Genomic DNA, 16,202 nt, shown 5'->3' on the forward strand with positions numbered 1-16,202 from the left:
TCGCGATCCGGCCGCATCGGCGATCAACGAGTTCGAAGCGCCGATTTGACGACCCCCGTTTCTAACCTAGTGTTCTCTCATCTCCGGCAAGGCGTGACCGGAGCATCGAACTTCCAAGAGAGCAAGAGAGGCAGGGGAAGCCCGGATCGAAACGGGCCTGCTCATCAAGCCTGGCGACCTGTCACCGTCGACGGCTTCGACTTCGGAGGCCGAAACGAACATCACCCAAGGAGATCTCAAAATGCAGCGTTCGTTCAGTCGCGTCAAGAATTCCAGAGGGTTCACGCTGGTCGAACTGGCCGTCGTGATCGTGATCATCGGCGTCCTTGCGGCGTTCGGCGTGCCCCGATTCCTCAAGTCCGTCGAGAAGTCGAAGGGCGCCGAGGCGTTCGCCTACCTGGCGGCCGTCCGCTCGGCGCAGGAGCGGTTCCAGTCGCAGCAGGGCACCTACGCCAGCAGCGTCTCCGACCTCGACACCCAGTCGGCGCCCCCCAAGTATTTCAGCGTCGGAGCCATCGGCGCCGGGACGACCAGCTCGCTCGAGAACTCCTGGAAGCTGACCCTGACGCGCATCGGAGCCTCCGCGGGCTACTCGTCGTACACGGTGGTCTTCACCGACCAGGGCTTTGATTCGACAAGCACCATCGACAGCAGCATCAGCCCGATCACGCAGTAGTCAGGTCCCGTTGCGTGAGGGGGCACGACCGACGGCCTGGCGCCCGGGGACGGCCCAGATCACCTCATCCTGAATTGTTGATGCGACACGACCAGACCTGCTATTCCGATCGACGTCGACTTTGCGATCCGGGTGGGTGGAAGGCGGGCGGCCGGAATGGGATCCGACCGCCCGCTTCGTATTTTTCTCGAATCGACTCGAACCCGAGGGACGCGTCTGAGCATGAAACCTTGGAACCTGACGCGCATCCGCCCCGCGATCGGCGTCGTCATCGACGACCGCCGGATCGCAATGAGCGTCGTCGCCTCGACGCCCAGGCGACGGCGCGAGATCGCCCAGGACGTCCGGGAATGCCAGGGGGAGGCCCTCGACGTCGTCCTCAAGCGGATGCTCGCCCCCTGGGTCGACGGGGAGGACGGCAAACCAAGGCGCCGCAAGATCTGGGTTCAGGTCGGCATTCCCGAAAACCAGGTCTTCCAGGCGAGCGTGCCGATGTCGGTCGCGAACCGCAACTTGAGCGCCCAGAGCTTGTTCCTCGAAGCCGTCCAGGCCACCAACCTCCGGGCCGAGGACCATGTCTTCGATCTCAAGAAGATCGACGTCGCCAGGCGGTCGCTGTCGATCATCTCGGCGTGCCGTCGCGAGGTCGTGACCGGCATGATCGACGCGTTCGGGCAGGCGGGGGCCCAGATCGCCGCGGCCGAACCCGCGCCGACGGCCCTGCTCCGGCTCGCCCTCCAGCAACGCCGGACCTCGCGGAGCGTGACGCTTTGCATGCGGTTCTTCCTCGGCCCCAGGCGCGCCCTGGCCCTGATGAGCTTCGGCTCCTACCCGTTGTTCTGGCAGGTGTTCGACCTGCCGGCGGGAGGCGAGGAGGAGGCCGTCCGATCCGCGTATTCGACCTTGTGGCTGTTGTGGAGGCGGCACGGGGTCAAGGTCGCCATCGGCGCGGTCCACCTTCACGGCCGGCCCGACCTCGCCCTCTCGGCTCAGCGCGAGGCGTTCCAGAAGCAGGCCGGCGCCGAGGTGATCCGCTCGCCCGGCCCTGACTACGACCTGGTTTCCATCGCGCGCGGGATCGCGATGGCCGACCCGCTGCTCGAGGACGTCGAACTCGACCTGGCCCGACGCTTCCGGCCGGCCGTGCCGATCCGCGAGATCTTCCCATGGACCGAGGCGTGCCTCCAAGGGGTCTTGATCGCGGGCGTCTCGCTGTTCCTCTACGCCGCCGCCGCCGACGTCCAGACGAGCTTCCGCCACGCCAAGACCCAGAGCGCGGCGTTCCTGTGGATGGGCGACGACCAGCAGGCGAAGCTCGACGCCGAGATGAAGGGGCTCGAAGAGCAGATCACCTTCGCGAGCGGATTCTCCAAGTCGAGGATCGCCTGGACGAGCCAGCTACGGACCATCGCCGCCGACACCCCGGACGGCACCACGATCAGCATGCTCGCCGGCGACGCCGACGTCGAAATCCACGGCGTGGCGACCAAGAGCAAGGAGAAGAAGCAACTGGTCGTCCAGTTCAACACCCCATTGCCCGACGACGGCAGCATCCCGCCGCACATCGACAAGTTCCTCTCCACGCTTCGCGAGGAGCCGCTCGTCCTGCAACATTTCCCCAACATCAACGTCTCCGGCCTCCAGACCGGGACGGCCGGCAAGGTGAAGAAGATCACGTACCGCGTGGACTTCCTGCCCAAGGCCCGCGCCGGGGCCGCCAAAGGCTCGTGACCCGACGCATCGACGGCCGAGTCCACGCGACTCACGCCAAACGCAAAACATTGAAAGACGTGGATCACCTCCGTGGCAACGAAACGATCGGCCTCGACGCTCGAACACCTGGTGCTGGCGCAGGTTCGCGACCCGCTCAGGCTGCGATTCGTCCTCGCCGCCGGCATCCTCGCCGCCTGGCACCTGAGCTTTTACGGCCCGATCCACGATCAGGTCGCGACGACCCTGCACCTGGCCGCCAGGGAGCGAACCCGCGCGGCCACCGCCGCTCGGATCGAAATCCTCCGCGAGACGCTCGACCCATTCAAGAAACGCATCCCCGAGCACTCCGACCCGAACGAGCTGATCCATTACGTGATGGCCCACTGCCGGCAGTCGCCGGTCAAGATCCTCGACCTCAAGCCCTCCAAGACCCTGGAGCTCGGCCCGTTCAACGGCATCGGCCTGCGAATCTCCCTCGAAACGACCTTCATCGACCTCTACCAGTTCCTGGCCTGGGTCGAGAACGATCGGCGCCTGCTCCGCGTCGAATCGCTCAAGATCCTCCCCAAAGACGGTTCCAACGTGCTCCACGTCGAGATCGAACTGCTCAGCCTCGTGGAGAAGGAAAAGCCGAAGACCGCCAAGCCGGCGGCCGGGGCCGGCCCTCGCGCCTAGGGGTCGTCCACGAACGGCCCCGCGACGCTTCAACTTCCAGGGGAAACATGCGATGAACCCCATGCGCCTGCTCCGGTTCGCCCCGACGCTCGTGATCCTCGGCGTGCTGATCTACTGCGCCCAGGCGATCGACGAGACCCTGGCCTCAAGGCCGCGGGTGCCCAAGGTCGAAACCCTCGCGTCCGTCCTCGCCAGGCTGGGCCTCGACGCCATCGGCGCGGGCGAGGCCGCCGGCCTCGACGCCATCGGCGCGGGCGAGGCCGCCGGCCTCGACGCCGAAACCGACGCCCTTGCGGTACGCCGACTCCGCGATCCGTTCAACCTGGAAGCGAAGTCTGCCGAGTCCCCGAACGGGCCGGACGGTCCGAAGACCGCGCGCGGGGATCGTCACGCCGAGTTCGTCGATCAGGCGGTCCTGAACGCCACGTTCATCCAGAATAAGACCCGTCTCGCCGTCATCAACGGCAAGCTCTACAAGCAAGGGCAAGCCGTCGCCGGAACCGGCCAGGGAGGGGCGTCGGCCCTGGTCGTCCATACGGTCAAGCCCGACGAGGTCGTGCTCACGAGCGACCGCGGGAGCTACGCGCTCACGTACTCCGACCGGCTGACGAACGCGAAGGCGGCCGGCGGCCGGCGCGGCGGGTCGCCCCGGCGAGGCCCGGCGGTCAGCGCGAGTCCAGTCGACGTCTCGGACCCTCAGCTCGCCTTGATCCGAGCGATCCTGGGCGCGCAGTTCGGCGCGGTCGGCTCGTCGCTGACCAACGCCCTCGGCCTTCCGCAAGCCGCCCCCGGTCGGGTCGTCGCCCGGCCCTGATCCAATCGGCACCCTCGCCCGCAGCAAGGTCGACCCATGAGCGCTCCGTTCGAGCTGACCCATTCGCAGCCCCTGATCCTGGAGCTTCTGGCCCGTCGCGGGCGGTTCGACTCCAAGCAGATCGAAGAGCTTGAGGAGTTACTTGTGAAGGCCAGCCCTGGCTCGCTCCCCGAGGCCGTCCTGATCAGGGCCGGCCGCGTCTCCGACGCCGAGGTCGCGCGGATCTACGCCGACGATCTGCTCATCCCCCTGGCGCCGCCGGTGGACGACCGCTCCGAGGCCGTCAAGAGACTCGCCGGCCTCCTCCCCGAGAACCTCTGCACCAGCAAGCTGATCTGCCCCACGGCGATCCGCGACGACGTCCTCGACGTCGCCTTCGTCTCTCCCGAGATGATGGGCGTGGTCCACGAGCTTCAGATCATGACCGGCCTGCGGATCAAGCCGCAGATCGCGCCGCTCTCGCAGGTCGAGTCCCTGCTCGACGCGCTCTATCGCAACAATCAGCACAGCCAGGAGATCAGCCGCGAGACCGAGGGGTTCCACGACGCGTCCCACGCCGAGGCGGAGGTCGACGAGAACATCCTCCTGCTCGACACGCCGCCGGCCAACGACGAGAACGGCCGGATCGTCCGCATGGTCAACCAGATCCTCGAACAGGCGCTCCGCAACCGCGCCAGCGACATCCACCTGGAACCGTTCGAGGACGGCTGCAAGTTCCGGCTGCGGATCGACGGCGTGCTGCACGAGCTGCCGTCGCCGTCGAAGGCCGTCTTCGTGATGATCCTCTCCCGCCTCAAGGTGCTGGCGAAGATGGACATCGCCGAGAAGCGCATCCCCCAGGACGGCGCCATCGCGGTCAAGAACGTCGACAAGCGGGTCGACCTTCGCGTCAACACGGTCCCGACCGTTCACGGCGAGAAGATGGTCATGCGAATCCTCGACAAGGAGGCGATCCCGCTGAACCTGACGGACCTCGGCCTCGACGAGCGGCAGGCGACCGACTTGATCGAGGCGATCCGCGCGCCCCACGGCCTGGCGATGGTCACCGGCCCCACCGGGAGCGGCAAGTCGACGACCCTTTACGCCTGCCTCAACATGCTCAACGAGCCGAAGCACAACATCTGCACCGTCGAGGACCCGGTCGAATACAAGTTCAAGGGGATGAACCAGGTCCAGGTCAAATCGCAGGTCGGCCTCACATTTTCATCGGCCCTCCGCGCGTTCCTCCGCCAGGACCCAGACATCATCATGGTCGGCGAGGTCCGCGACCAAGAGACCGCCGAGATCTGCCTGCGGGCCGCGCTCACCGGCCACTTCGTGCTCTCGACCATCCACACCAACGACGCCCTCTCGGCCGTGACCCGGCTCCAGGACATGGGGATCGAGCCCTTCCTGCTCTCGTGCACGCTCCGGGTCCTCGAAGCCCAGCGGCTGGTGCGCCTGCTCTGCCCCAAGTGCAAGGAGCCGTTCGAGGTCGGCGCCGAGCTGGCCGAGCGCCACAACCTGATCCAGGGCGAGGTCCTTTACCGCCCCAAGGGCTGCATCCACTGCCGACGGCTCGGCTACAAGGGACGCGTCGGCGTCTTCGAGGTGATCCGGATCACCCCCAGGCTGATGCAATTGATCCAGAATCGCACCCCCCTCGATCAATTGCGGAAGGCCGCCCGCGAGGAAGGCATGAAGATGCTCTACGACACCGCGCTCGACAAGGTCCGCCAGGGTCTCACCAGCCTGGAAGCCGCGCTCTCCGTCACCATGGCCGAGGAAGCATAAGCCCGAGTCATCCCAGCAATCGGCGGACGATGTCGGGAAGCTCGGCCGAGAACTTGCTGCGGGGCATGACCTCGCGGCAGCCGGCGGCCTTCGCGGCGGCCAGCGCCTGGGGGTCGACGTGCGACCCGAAGGCGATGAACGGCGTCTCCGGACCGGCCGTCCGCTGGAGCGCGACCAGGCTCTCGGGGGCGGCCAGCGGCCCCGCCGCCAGGTCGACGAACACGGCCTTGGGCCGATGCTCCGTGATCAAGGCCGAGGCCCGCTCGACGTCGCCGACGGCCACGACCCGGAAGCCCAGCTCGCGCGCCGTGCCGGTGATCTTGACCGTGAACAGAAGGTCGCGGCTCAGGAGCACGCCCGCGACGGGCGTTTCGGCGGCGGCCGGCGACGGGCTTGCGGAGGACGTCAGTTCCATGATGGATCGCAACTTCGGTGAAGGTTCGAGGGCGCCGGGAAGGTGTCGCACGCGATCGTTTCAGTCCAGGTCGACGTCAACCGAGGTGGTCGTCGGGGAACGTTTCCTTGATCCAGGCGGGGGTGAGGGTCGCCAGGCCGTCGATGACGGCGTCGGCCCCCGACTGGCGAAGCTGGTGCGCCTGGTAGGTCTGGGTGATGCCCACGGCCCACATGCCCGCCCCCTTGGCCGAGACGATCCCCGCCAGACTGTCTTCGAGGACCAGACAGTTGCGAGCTTCGAGAACCGGGCCCTTCGGCCCGCTCGCGGCCAGGTGCTCGCGAAGGGCGTCCAGGCTCTGGAGGTAGCCGGCGGGGTCGGGCTTGCACTTGTGGGCGTCCTCGGCGGCGATGATCGCCGAGACCCGGTCGCGCACGCCCAGGCGATTCAGAACGTAGACGATCTCCGATCGCAGCGCGCCGGAGCAGATGGCCACGGGAAACGCGTCGGCCATGGCTTTGAGGGTCTCGGCCGCGTGCGGGAAGAACCGCAAGCCCTGCTCGGCGACCTCGGCGTACCGCGCCCCCTTCCGAGCGATCAGGCCGGCGATGTAGGCCGGGTCGGTCGTCCGGCCGGCGTCGTGCAGCACGTGCTCGAAGCAGCCGGCGTCGTCGTAGCCGAGATAGCGCTCGTGATAGTCGCGATCGGTGAGAGTCACGCCCTCCTGCTCCAGCACCTCGCGGAACAGGTCGAAATGCACCGACTCATCGTCGACGAGCACGCCGTTGAAGTCGAAAATCACAGCGGAAATCATGATGATGCGTCACCCGTGGCGAGAAGATGCGTAAGCTCAATTGGGATGTCTTCGACTCGACTCGGCTCGATACGGGCACCTTCGGGCTCGAACGACGAGCCGCGAGCGAGTTTCAGGCCGGGCGGGGGGCTCAGATGGCCTCCGGCCCGCGTTCGCCGGTGCGAATCCGGATGCAGTCGTCGAGCGGAAGAATGAAGATCTTGCCGTCGCCGATCTTGCCGTCCGGCCCGCTCCGCCCCGCTTCGAGGATGGCGCTGACGGTCGGCTCGACGAAGTCCTCGTTGACGGCGATCTGAAGCTCGATCTTGCGGAGCAGGTTCACCGTGACCTCATGGCCCCGATAAACCTCCGTATAGCCCTTCTGCCTGCCGAAGCCCTGCACGTCCATCACGGTGAGGCGGAAGACCTCGACCTTCGACAGCGCCTCCTTGACGGCTTCGAGCTTGGTGGGCTGGATGATGGCGATGATGAGCTTCATGGATTCGGTCTCGAAGCGGGCCCCGACCGAGGACGCCGGCAGGCCCATTCCATCCCATCATCCCGATTTCCCCGAGCCGCCGCAATCGAAGTCGGCCGCGCCCGCGCGGAAACCACGCGACGGACGAGGCCCGACGCCCCGGCCGTCCTGATCGTCATTCCGCCGGGGGCGCCTGGTCCTGCTGATGATGATGGTGGTGTTGACCACCCTCGTCGTCGGCGCGGGCCGAGGGAGGGTATTCGTTGTAGGTCTCGGTCCAGGTGCAGCCGGTTGCGCCGAGTAAAAAGAGGCACGACAGCCACAGGATGGCATTCCTTGCCATGATCGAATTCCTCGCGTCAGAAAGAGCGTCGACCGAAAACGAAAACGGCTGACGGTGAGAGTGATCGAGAGCGATCACGGCAAGGGGGGCAGTTCGTCGGCGACCGGCGCGGCGGCGACGGCCGGCCCAGCGACCGGAGCGGCGGCGACGGCGACGGCCGGACGTTCGGCGGCGACCGGCGGCGGCGTGAACGGATTCGGTCCGAGGTTCATGGCATTCGGCGCCGGCGGGGCCTCTTCAGGGGTGGGCGGCTTGGGCTGCGCCGGCGTCGAGTAAGGGGCCGCCGTCTGGTCGGGTGTGTTGTTGGTCCGGGATTCGCCGCCGTTCGTGACGGGCGGGCCGGTGTAAGTGCCGGGCATCGCGGCGTAACCGCCGGGGACCGGAAAGTCATCGCACTCGTCGCAGAACGTCACACAGCCGGTCATTCCGGCCGCCATAACGACGGCTGCCGCGTATCGAAGCCTGAACATGACGAATCCCTTCCGTTTATCCAAGCCTTCGTCCAACGCGAGGCTCGACGTTCATTGCAACGGGCACCAGCCGCGCCCTCGTCACGCTATCGATCATCGGCAACGCTTGCTCCGCGCAATGAGCCGAATTCCGTCGCCGGCCCCGGCCCCCGCCCCTTTGATTCGCTGCATGCAATTTAATTGACAAGCCGGCGAAACGTTCTACGGTTCTCTTCGACAGGCGTGATCCCAACCGGGCCAACCCCCGGCCCGCTCAGCCTGAACGCTCCCCGCGCCGCCGAAGCGCGACCCGTCTTCGAGCCTTTCCTACAGCATGACGCTCAGCTCCTGGAGCTACTTGACATGGTTTCTCGACACACCGACCGTCGCGAGAGCAGCACCTCTTCACCGCTTCAGATTTATCTTCAAGACATCAACGACACGCCGCTGCTGTCGGCCGAGGAAGAGCGCGAACTCGCCGAGCGGGTCGCGGCCGGCGACCCCTATGCACGCGAGCACATGGTCAAGGCCAACCTCCGCCTGGTCGTGAACATCGCGAGAGGCTATCTCGGCAAGGGCTTGAACCTCGAAGACCTGATCGAGGAAGGCAACCTCGGCCTGATGCGCGCCGTGGAAGGCTTCGACGGCATGATGGAAACGCGGTTCAGCACCTATGCGAGCTACTGGATCAAGCAGTCGATCCGCCGCGCCGTGATGAACAGCGGCAAGCCGATCCGCTTGCCCGCCTACATGGTGAGCCTGCTCGCGAAGTGGAAGCGAGCCTCCACCGTCCTGACCGACCGCCTGGGGCGGGTCCCCACCGCCGACGAGATCGGCAAGGCGCTGAAGCTCTCGAAGAAGAAGGTGGGTATCGTCACCAAGGCGATCCGGGTGAACAACCTGACCCACCACAGCGACGGGCCGGACGACGAGAAGATGGTGCTCGACGACGTCCTGACCGACGACCGGAGCAAGGCCCCCGAAGACCTGTTGATCGAGGCCGACGACCTGGAGCGGATCTTCGGCCGGCTCGACGCCCTCGACGACCGCGAAGCCGCCGTGATCCGCATGCGGTTCGGCCTCGAGCCCTACGACCCGATGACCCTTCGCGAAGTCGGCGAGAACCTCGGCCTCACCCGCGAACGCGTCCGCCAGCTCGAAAGCCTCGCCCTCCAGAAGCTGATGCACGACCTCGAAGACCTGCCCGGCGCATCTGTCTACTGAGCGAGCGTCGAATCGGAAACGCCGCGGTTCGCGCCTCAGGCCGTCTCGTCGCGGATTGCATTTGGGTTGCACAGGTGGGGGCGTCCACAAGGGGCGCCCCTACAGCGAGATGATCACCGGAAGCACCAAGATAGCGGCGGCGACGAGTAGGAGGAAAGCGAAGCCCGCCAGCCCGCCGATCAGCAAAACCGAGACGACGAGCCAACGTGGAACGGACTTGCCGGACCAGAGCCGCTCTCCGAGCCAGCCGCATATCAACACGATCGGGCTGACCGAAGCCATCAGAGCGAGTGTTCGTAGATCGCCCGTCAGCAGGGCGACGATCGACGCAACTCCCGTCGGGATCCCCACGAAGGCCGCCAGCCCGAACAGGATCACCGCCAGGAATCGGGGAAGAACGCGAGCCCGCCCCTTGACGGCCGCCGCCCCGAAGCCGACCTCGCCGTCGAACAGATATCCCATGCGGATCGGCTCCAATCGAGTCGAGGCGGCGAACGATCGCGCCGCCTCGAAGCAAAACAGTCGGCTATTCGCAAGAACCCGATTGATATTGTGGACGCCGTTGGATTTCGGCGGGCGAGCCCTTGAAGCCAGGCCCGCGCGCCCACACACCCACCTCGACCGCGGCAATTCGTTCGACGCCCGCCGCGCCTCGAACGCCTCTCACCGATTCTTCACCTCGCTTTGGTCAAACCTTACGGGCGAGTTCGTACCCTGAGTCCCGTCGGTTCGATGCGTCGCATCAAGACATTCGACCGGCGTCTCCTGATATCTGAATTCGCTCGATCATGCTCCTCGCCTTGCGCGGTCGGGGTTCGATGCCGTCCAATCTCGGGCCGCCGCTCATGAAGCCGAGTCGCACACCGAAACCGATTGTGGAGAACCTCCCACGATGAACGCCCTTTCGCGTCGTTGTCCCAGCCGCCGTCGCGGCTTCACGCTCATCGAGCTGCTGGTGGTCATCGCGATCATCGCCGTCCTGATCGCCCTGCTGTTGCCGGCGGTGCAAGCGGCCCGCGAGGCCGCCCGCCGCGCCCAATGCACCAACAACCTGAAGCAGATCGCGCTTGCGGCCAACAATTACGAGTCGTCGAACGGGTGCTTCCCGGGCGGCTCCTACTCCGGCTCCGATCCGGTGAGCCCCCCGCGCTGGAGCACCTACCCCGAGAACTTCAGTTGCTTCGTCCGGATGCTGCCGTATTTCGAGCAGGCGCCCATGTACGGCGCCTTGAATCTGAGCCTCTGCTCGTCGGACGTGTGCAACCTGACGGTCGCCGGCGTGCGCGTCAGCTCGCTGATCTGCCCGAGCGACACGATGAACGAGACCATCCCCCTGCCCCCCACCCGCGCGTCCTCCAACGTCACTCCCGGCTGGAGTTTCAACTACATCGACAAAGGGGCCGACGCGGTCTACCCCCTGCCCCCGGGCACCTGGAATCAGGCCTTCACCAGCTACGGAGGCAACGCCGGCACCTTCAACTTCGGCTTCACCAACCTGATGCCGTCGGCGACGCTTTCGGCCTTCAACGGGGTGATCTACAACGACAGCAGCGTCCGGATCGCGGCGATCACCGACGGGACGAGCAACACGTTCCTCTTCGGCGAACACAGCAAGGGCCAGTTGATGGCCATCGACCCGGCCTACGCCATCTCCGACGGCGCGTGGAACTCGGCTCGGTGGTACGACACGATGTTCGCCGCGCTCTACCCGATCAACATCGGCTTCGGCAACAACACGGCCATCACCAACAAGTCGTACTACTATCCGACGACCGCCAGCAGCATGCATCCGGGAGGGGCGAACTTCGCGTATTGTGACGGCTCGGTCCACTTTATCAAGAGCACGATCAGCTCGTGGACGTTCAACAACGGGAACGCCACCAGCTACGGCGATTCGATGCCCGACAACACCACGTTCGTCACCGCCGCCAAGACGAGCCCGACCGGCAAGGCCGGCACCTATTTGACCCACATCGGCAGCGACGGCACGCCCGCCCAGCTCGGCGTCTATCAGAAGCTCGCCACCCGCTCCGGCGGCGAGGTCGTCAGCGCCGACCAGTATTGAGCGCACTCCGCGCCGGGGCCGCCCCGGGCCCCGGCTTCGCTTCACGTCGCCTCAGTGGTCAAGGAGCTTCGTTCGTGACTCGATTCCTCGTCGGCCTGATCGCCGTCTTGTCGATCGCCCCCCTCTCCGGATGCGGCGGCGGCCCGCTGTCGACGTCGAACCCGGGACAGCCTCCTCCTCACGGCGGAAGCCTCATCCATCTCCCCGACGGCGAGGGGTTCGTCGAGGTCGTCAAGAAGGAAGCCGGCGGGGCGAAGGCGTCGGTCGACAAGGAAGCGTCGTTCTATTTCCTCAAGGACATGACCACGCCCCTCTCACCCGCACCCGCCGCCGGGACGATCACCATCGGCAAGAAGAAGGTCGAGCTCAAGGCCGACGGCGAAGCCCTGGTCACCCCCAGCGGCCCGCCGATCTTTCCCTCGGGGGGCCTGGACGGCGTCTTGACCGTCGAGATCGGCGGCAAGTCCAGGAACATCCCTCTGGATGTGCGCTGAGCGGCCGGAGCCTCGGCCTCAAGAAAATGAGACGTTGGACGCCGCTGGGAATTTCCAGAGCAGCAGAGCCGCCCGAGTACAAGCCCGAAGCGCCAGCGAGTGCATGGTTTCGAACGACCAACTGGAAATGCACTTACTGGCGCAGCTGCTCTGAAAATCGCTCCGCGATGGCATGCTCAGATACGAGCCCGAAGCGCCAGCGAGTGAATCGATTCGAATTGCCGAACGGAAATTCACTCGCTGGCGCTTCGGGCTCGTGTTCGGACCCGGCCGACGCGATGCCGCATTTTCATGAGGCCGGGAGTCCCCACGGCCTCATGATGGTTTGTGTTCCGATTCAGGTCGGCACCCTGTGGAAGTGTCCGACGCTCTCGATGGAAGTGTCCGACGCCCTCGATCGCGGCGAATCCGACTACCGGGCGTTGAGCGTCCAGTAGGGGCCGGGACCGAAGGCAATACCGAAGTGGGTGATCTCCGGCGCGAGCATGTTGCGGCGATGGCCGGGCGAGTTCATCCAGCCTTCGACCGTCGAGTTCGCGTCGGGGTAGTTCCACGCGCAGTTCTGGACGGCGGCCGGGTTGACGTGATGTCCGAGGCCGCGCCGGCACTGCTCGGCGTTGTTCTGGCTGGCCCAGGACGACAGGTTCGGGTCGTAGGCCACCGGATGCAGGCCGGCCGAGGCGCGAACCCGGTTGAGGAGGCCCATGAAGCCGTACGGATCGGCCCCCGTCGGGCATTCGCAGGCGACGGCGTTGGTTTCGGCCGCGGGTGCCGGCTCCGGCTCCGGTTCCACGGCGACGGGCGCAACGGATTCGGCGGTTGCTTGGGGCTGGGGGGCGGCGGTGTGCGTATGAGTGTGCGTGTGTCGATGCGGCCGGAACCGCTCCGCGAATCGGGTCAACAGGCTTGCCGACTGATCCTGGGCGGACGCGGGGGACGTGGCGAAGAGGCCGAGGACGATCACGATGCAAGAAGTGCCAAGTCTCATGGTGAATACCCTGCCGTTTCTATGGATGAAGGCTCATCAAGTCGCATCCGAGGGGCGTCGGATCGATTTCTCAAGGCTCAAAAGCAGCCGAGGGAACCGTTTCGAAACCAGCGCCGGACCAGCGGAGCGTCGGGATATCAGGCGGAAGGACCAAGCGAATCGCGGCCGGATCGCATTCGGGGCCGCGAAATCAAGCGAAGGCACCCCCTGTAATGGCAATCCGCGTACCAAACCCGAGACTTATCTCCAATAGCACCAACAGGTTCCACCTGAACGGATTTTGCCGATCACACAGCCGCGCCAACCGAACCACGGCGTCGGCGTCGACTGAAAAATTACAAAGCAAGTAAAAAAATCCCGGAACTTCCGTCCCGGTTTTCCATCCTGGACTCGCGATCGGCTGGAGTCCGTCGCCCGAGGGGCCGGCGCTCGGCGAGATTCACGGCGACTTACGGCAACTCCATCCCAATAAAGAAACAAGCCCCTCGAATTACCTCTGTGGAGCGAAGCGGCGGCCGGGACGTCGCAAACGCCGAACGACAATTCACGAAGACGCCGAAGACTACGGGTTCCGGGATATCAGGAGAATCAGCATGGTCTGCTCAATGGTCAAGAAGGGGATCGTCGGGGCCGCCCTGGGAGCCGGGACGTTGTTCCTGGTTTTCGGCACGCACGCACCCAGCTACGTGAAGACGGCCTTTCACAAGGTCCGCCGCGACGTGAAGTCCGCCGTGCCGATGCCGTTCGACATCGACCGCACGCGGGAAGAGATCGCCAACCTCGAACCGGCGATCCGCGACAACATCGAGAAGCTGGCGCGGGCCGAGGTCGACGTCGAGCGGCTCGACAAGGAGATCGCCTCGATCCGGACCAACATGGGCGTCGAAAAGACGGCGATGCTCACGTTGCGTGAAAGCCTCAAGACGGGCGAGTACAAGCTCGCCGGCCACACCTCGGTGGCGTACTCCGAGGAAGAGATCAAGAACGACCTGGCCCGCCGGTACGACTCGTACAACAACGTCAAGAAGATCCTCGAGGCCAAGGAGTCGACCCTCAAGGCCAAGCACAACGAGATCGTCGCCTTCCGCAAGCAGCTTGAAACCACGATGGCCGAGAAGAAGAAGCTGACGATCAAGCTCGACGAGATCGAGGCCCGGCTGCGGCAGATCGAAGCCACCCAGACCAGCAACGAGTTCCAGCTCGACGGCAGCGCCCTGTCGCACGCCAAGGAAGCCGTCGCCGACCTGGAGAAGCGTCTTGAGGTCATGGCCCGCACCGCCGAGATGGAAGGCCGCTACGCCGAGACCGGCGTCCCCGTGCAGCTCGACCCGAGCCGCGACGTCGTCAAGGAGATCGACGCCGAGTTCACGCCGACCGCGCCGACGACCGCCACGAAGACCAGCGGCAAGAGCCTCTGACCCTTCCCGACCGGTCGATCCGGCCGAGCAATGCAAGGGGTGAGGCCGGTCGAACGCCCGACGTCGTGGCGGCCGGCCTCTCCTCCTTTCCCCCGCCGACTGGGGGACGAACAATCGAATCAAAAGGGGGCCGACGCAACGCCCCCCGCTCGCGAAAGAGGCGAAGGAACGGAACTCGCCGTGCTCGACAGGTTGAGCGGCGTTCGCAATCAGGCGTAAGATGGTGGAGACACAGATCCCCATGGTCAATCCGGGCGGCGAATCAACCATGATGGGGCAATGGCGGATCGTCTTGCGACAAGCCGAGGAAGCCGCGCGGGGCGGCCGGTTCGAGGAAGCGTACGCCCTGGCCAGCCGGCCCGAAGTGGCCGACCATCACCAGGCGGTCCAGCTTCGCAGCCGGCTCGGGCTCGAACTGATCGCCCGCGCGGCCCGTCGGGGCGCGGCCGACGACACGACCGGCGCGATCGACGACCTGCACACGGCCGAACGACTGGGCGCGCCTCCCGACTCGCTGGCGGCGGCCCGCCTGGGACTGGCCGACCGCGCGGTCGATGAGATCCGCGCCTCCCTCGACGCCGGCGAGCCCTCCCAGGCGCTCGAGCGGATCGAGGACTTGGCCCGCCACAAGATCAGCGGCCCCGCCCTCCGGCGCTGCCGCGAGATCGCCGAGGCCTGGCAGGCCGCGACCGCCGAGGCGCGGCGCGGCGAATTCGGCCAGGCTCACGAACATCTCGACCGGGCCGAACGGCTGGCCGCCGGCGCCGGCGTGAGCGCCGCGCAGACCGCGATCGCCGCCGCCCGGCCCGACCTCGAAACCCGCCAGAAGACCGCCGCCCCCAAGGTCGAGGCCCTCTACACGGCCCTGGCCGGCGGCGAGTGGCCGCGCATTCTGGCGGCGGCCGAGGCCGTCGTCGCCGTGATCCCCGAACATCCCGCAGCCAAGCAGGCCCGCGCCCGGGCCTGGCAGCAGATCGCCGCCATCGGTCCGTCGAGCGGCTCGAAGTGGGTGAATCGTTCCCCGCGAGCCGATCGCCCCGTCCAGCCGGCGAGGGAGTCGGAGCCGGACCGGACGCCGGGCGCCGGCGACCAGCGCGACGAGCCTCCGCCCATCGCCCCCTATGCCGACCGCCGCCAGCCGAGGATCTTTCCGGCGTTCCGATCCGTCCCCCCGGCTCCGTTGCATCCGGCCGCCGAACGGCCGGTGGCGCGGGCCGACGTCGGCGGGCCGAAGGGCCGGTTCCTGCTCTGGGCCGACGCCGTGGGGGGGTTCCTCGTCTGCCTCGACGACCGGATCATCCTGGGGAGGGCCGGCCCGGACAGCCCCGCCGACGTCCCCCTGATGGGCGACCTCTCGCGGAACCACGCCGCGCTCGTCCGCAGCAACGAAAGCTACCTGATCGAGCCGCACCATCCGTCGTTCGTCAACGGCAAGGTCGTGACCGAGCCGACCGTCCTTCGCGACGGCGACGTGATCCGCCTGGGCTCGACGGTCGAGCTGGAGTTCCGCCAGCCCAGCCCCGTCAGCGCCACGGCCCGGCTGGCGATCGTCAGCCGCCATCGCCTGCCGATCGCGGTCGACGGCGTGCTTTTGATGGCCGAGACCTGCATCGTGGGCGCCGAGAGCCAGGCGCACATCGCGGCGCCGGCCATGAAAGACTCGGTGGTCCTCTACCGCCAAGGGCCGTCGCTCTGGTGCCGCGCCCGGGGGAGCTTCGAGGTCGACGGCCGCACCTGCGCGTCGCGAGCGCCCCTGACGTTGAGTTCGAGCGTTCTGGGCGACGGCTTCTCGTTCAGCCTGGAACCGCTGGCCGCCACCTCCGTCTGAATCGGAAACGGCGGGTCGCGGCGCAACCGTCGCCGGCTTTGACATAACCCCCATGCCGATGTGAAAATTCGAGGGGA

17 protein-coding genes are annotated in these 16,202 nt (G+C 66.5%); 10 read left to right on the plus strand and 7 right to left on the minus strand.

Translation table 11 applies throughout. The annotated features are described in order from the left end of the window. Positions 1 to 241: 241 nt before the first annotated feature. The 5 genes from BSF38_RS28610 to BSF38_RS28630 all read left to right on the plus strand — a co-directional run bounded on the left by BSF38_RS28610 (position 242) and on the right by BSF38_RS28630 (position 5,651). Positions 242 to 676: a type IV pilin protein gene (locus BSF38_RS28610; RefSeq protein WP_076350410.1), complete on the plus strand. Its 435-nt coding sequence runs from the start codon at positions 242 to 244 to the stop codon at positions 674 to 676. A gap of 222 nt (positions 677 to 898) precedes the next feature. After that, the gene (locus BSF38_RS28615; RefSeq protein ID WP_076350411.1) at positions 899 to 2,407 is read left to right on the plus strand and encodes a hypothetical protein; all 1,509 of its coding nucleotides are present in this window, start codon (positions 899 to 901) and stop codon (positions 2,405 to 2,407) included. 72 nt (positions 2,408 to 2,479) lie between these two features. Further along, positions 2,480 to 3,064, plus strand: a complete 585-nt coding sequence (gene pilO / locus BSF38_RS28620; protein WP_076350412.1) for a type 4a pilus biogenesis protein PilO — start codon at positions 2,480 to 2,482, stop codon at positions 3,062 to 3,064. Between the two features lie 52 nt (positions 3,065 to 3,116). Next, positions 3,117 to 3,878: a hypothetical protein gene (locus BSF38_RS28625; RefSeq protein WP_145952378.1), complete on the plus strand. Its 762-nt coding sequence runs from the start codon at positions 3,117 to 3,119 to the stop codon at positions 3,876 to 3,878. A gap of 36 nt (positions 3,879 to 3,914) precedes the next feature. After that, positions 3,915 to 5,651 (plus strand): GspE/PulE family protein, encoded by a 1,737-nt coding sequence (locus BSF38_RS28630; RefSeq protein ID WP_076350414.1) that lies wholly within the window; start codon positions 3,915 to 3,917, stop codon positions 5,649 to 5,651. A 7-nt stretch (positions 5,652 to 5,658) separates the two neighbouring features. Here BSF38_RS28630 and BSF38_RS28635 read toward each other — a convergent pair whose 3' ends face one another. The 5 genes from BSF38_RS28635 to BSF38_RS28655 form a co-directional block, all read right to left on the minus strand. Then, the gene (locus BSF38_RS28635; protein ID WP_076350415.1) at positions 5,659 to 6,066 is read right to left on the minus strand and encodes a DNA-binding transcriptional response regulator; all 408 of its coding nucleotides are present in this window, start codon (positions 6,064 to 6,066) and stop codon (positions 5,659 to 5,661) included. Positions 6,067 to 6,142: 76 nt separating this feature from the next. Next, positions 6,143 to 6,859 (minus strand): HAD family hydrolase, encoded by a 717-nt coding sequence (locus BSF38_RS28640; protein ID WP_076350416.1) that lies wholly within the window; start codon positions 6,857 to 6,859, stop codon positions 6,143 to 6,145. A 130-nt stretch (positions 6,860 to 6,989) separates the two neighbouring features. Continuing rightward, on the minus strand, positions 6,990 to 7,337 hold the full coding sequence (locus tag BSF38_RS28645) for a P-II family nitrogen regulator (RefSeq protein ID WP_076351596.1): 348 nt from the start codon (positions 7,335 to 7,337) through the stop codon (positions 6,990 to 6,992). 154 nt (positions 7,338 to 7,491) lie between these two features. Continuing rightward, positions 7,492 to 7,659: a hypothetical protein gene (locus tag BSF38_RS31575; protein ID WP_168189485.1), complete on the minus strand. Its 168-nt coding sequence runs from the start codon at positions 7,657 to 7,659 to the stop codon at positions 7,492 to 7,494. A gap of 74 nt (positions 7,660 to 7,733) precedes the next feature. Then, on the minus strand, positions 7,734 to 8,129 hold the full coding sequence (locus BSF38_RS28655) for a hypothetical protein (RefSeq protein ID WP_145952379.1): 396 nt from the start codon (positions 8,127 to 8,129) through the stop codon (positions 7,734 to 7,736). 342 nt (positions 8,130 to 8,471) lie between these two features. On the opposite strand from BSF38_RS28655, the gene BSF38_RS28660 reads away from it, so the two are divergent. After that, positions 8,472 to 9,332 (plus strand): sigma-70 family RNA polymerase sigma factor, encoded by an 861-nt coding sequence (locus BSF38_RS28660; RefSeq protein WP_076350419.1) that lies wholly within the window; start codon positions 8,472 to 8,474, stop codon positions 9,330 to 9,332. A gap of 99 nt (positions 9,333 to 9,431) precedes the next feature. Here the strand turns inward: BSF38_RS28660 and BSF38_RS28665 are convergent, their stop codons facing one another. Beyond that, positions 9,432 to 9,794 (minus strand): hypothetical protein, encoded by a 363-nt coding sequence (locus BSF38_RS28665; protein WP_076350420.1) that lies wholly within the window; start codon positions 9,792 to 9,794, stop codon positions 9,432 to 9,434. Between the two features lie 430 nt (positions 9,795 to 10,224). On the opposite strand from BSF38_RS28665, the gene BSF38_RS28675 reads away from it, so the two are divergent. Continuing rightward, positions 10,225 to 11,397, plus strand: coding sequence for a DUF1559 domain-containing protein (locus BSF38_RS28675; protein ID WP_076350422.1), 1,173 nt, complete (start codon positions 10,225 to 10,227; stop codon positions 11,395 to 11,397). A gap of 74 nt (positions 11,398 to 11,471) precedes the next feature. Further along, complete coding sequence (locus tag BSF38_RS28680; RefSeq protein WP_076350423.1) at positions 11,472 to 11,891, plus strand: hypothetical protein; 420 nt, start codon at positions 11,472 to 11,474, stop codon at positions 11,889 to 11,891. A gap of 412 nt (positions 11,892 to 12,303) precedes the next feature. On the opposite strand, the gene BSF38_RS28690 is transcribed toward BSF38_RS28680, so the two are convergent. After that, on the minus strand, positions 12,304 to 12,879 hold the full coding sequence (locus BSF38_RS28690) for a CAP domain-containing protein (RefSeq protein WP_099092048.1): 576 nt from the start codon (positions 12,877 to 12,879) through the stop codon (positions 12,304 to 12,306). A gap of 593 nt (positions 12,880 to 13,472) precedes the next feature. Between BSF38_RS28690 and BSF38_RS28695 the strand changes: the two genes are divergently transcribed. After that, the gene (locus tag BSF38_RS28695; protein ID WP_076350426.1) at positions 13,473 to 14,297 is read left to right on the plus strand and encodes a coiled-coil domain-containing protein; all 825 of its coding nucleotides are present in this window, start codon (positions 13,473 to 13,475) and stop codon (positions 14,295 to 14,297) included. Between the two features lie 220 nt (positions 14,298 to 14,517). Beyond that, positions 14,518 to 16,125 (plus strand): FHA domain-containing protein, encoded by a 1,608-nt coding sequence (locus BSF38_RS28700; protein ID WP_099092050.1) that lies wholly within the window; start codon positions 14,518 to 14,520, stop codon positions 16,123 to 16,125. Positions 16,126 to 16,202 lie beyond the last annotated feature (77 nt).

This window comes from Paludisphaera borealis (assembly GCF_001956985.1).
Taxonomy (GTDB): domain Bacteria; phylum Planctomycetota; class Planctomycetia; order Isosphaerales; family Isosphaeraceae; genus Paludisphaera; species Paludisphaera borealis.

Coding starts and splice junctions, on each gene's coding strand:
- BSF38_RS28610 (WP_076350410.1), top strand. CDS start 242: ATGCAGCGTTCGTTCAGTCGCGTCAAGAATTCCAGAGGGTTCACGCTG.
- BSF38_RS28615 (WP_076350411.1), top strand. CDS start 899: ATGAAACCTTGGAACCTGACGCGCATCCGCCCCGCGATCGGCGTCGTC.
- BSF38_RS28625 (WP_145952378.1), top strand. CDS start 3,117: ATGAACCCCATGCGCCTGCTCCGGTTCGCCCCGACGCTCGTGATCCTC.
- BSF38_RS28630 (WP_076350414.1), top strand. CDS start 3,915: ATGAGCGCTCCGTTCGAGCTGACCCATTCGCAGCCCCTGATCCTGGAG.
- BSF38_RS28635 (WP_076350415.1), bottom strand. CDS start 6,066: ATGGAACTGACGTCCTCCGCAAGCCCGTCGCCGGCCGCCGCCGAAACG.
- BSF38_RS28640 (WP_076350416.1), bottom strand. CDS start 6,859: ATGATTTCCGCTGTGATTTTCGACTTCAACGGCGTGCTCGTCGACGAT.
- BSF38_RS28645 (WP_076351596.1), bottom strand. CDS start 7,337: ATGAAGCTCATCATCGCCATCATCCAGCCCACCAAGCTCGAAGCCGTC.
- BSF38_RS31575 (WP_168189485.1), bottom strand. CDS start 7,659: ATGGCAAGGAATGCCATCCTGTGGCTGTCGTGCCTCTTTTTACTCGGC.
- BSF38_RS28655 (WP_145952379.1), bottom strand. CDS start 8,129: ATGTTCAGGCTTCGATACGCGGCAGCCGTCGTTATGGCGGCCGGAATG.
- BSF38_RS28660 (WP_076350419.1), top strand. CDS start 8,472: ATGGTTTCTCGACACACCGACCGTCGCGAGAGCAGCACCTCTTCACCG.
- BSF38_RS28665 (WP_076350420.1), bottom strand. CDS start 9,794: ATGGGATATCTGTTCGACGGCGAGGTCGGCTTCGGGGCGGCGGCCGTC.
- BSF38_RS28675 (WP_076350422.1), top strand. CDS start 10,225: ATGAACGCCCTTTCGCGTCGTTGTCCCAGCCGCCGTCGCGGCTTCACG.
- BSF38_RS28690 (WP_099092048.1), bottom strand. CDS start 12,879: ATGAGACTTGGCACTTCTTGCATCGTGATCGTCCTCGGCCTCTTCGCC.
- BSF38_RS28695 (WP_076350426.1), top strand. CDS start 13,473: ATGGTCTGCTCAATGGTCAAGAAGGGGATCGTCGGGGCCGCCCTGGGA.
- BSF38_RS28700 (WP_099092050.1), top strand. CDS start 14,518: ATGGTGGAGACACAGATCCCCATGGTCAATCCGGGCGGCGAATCAACC.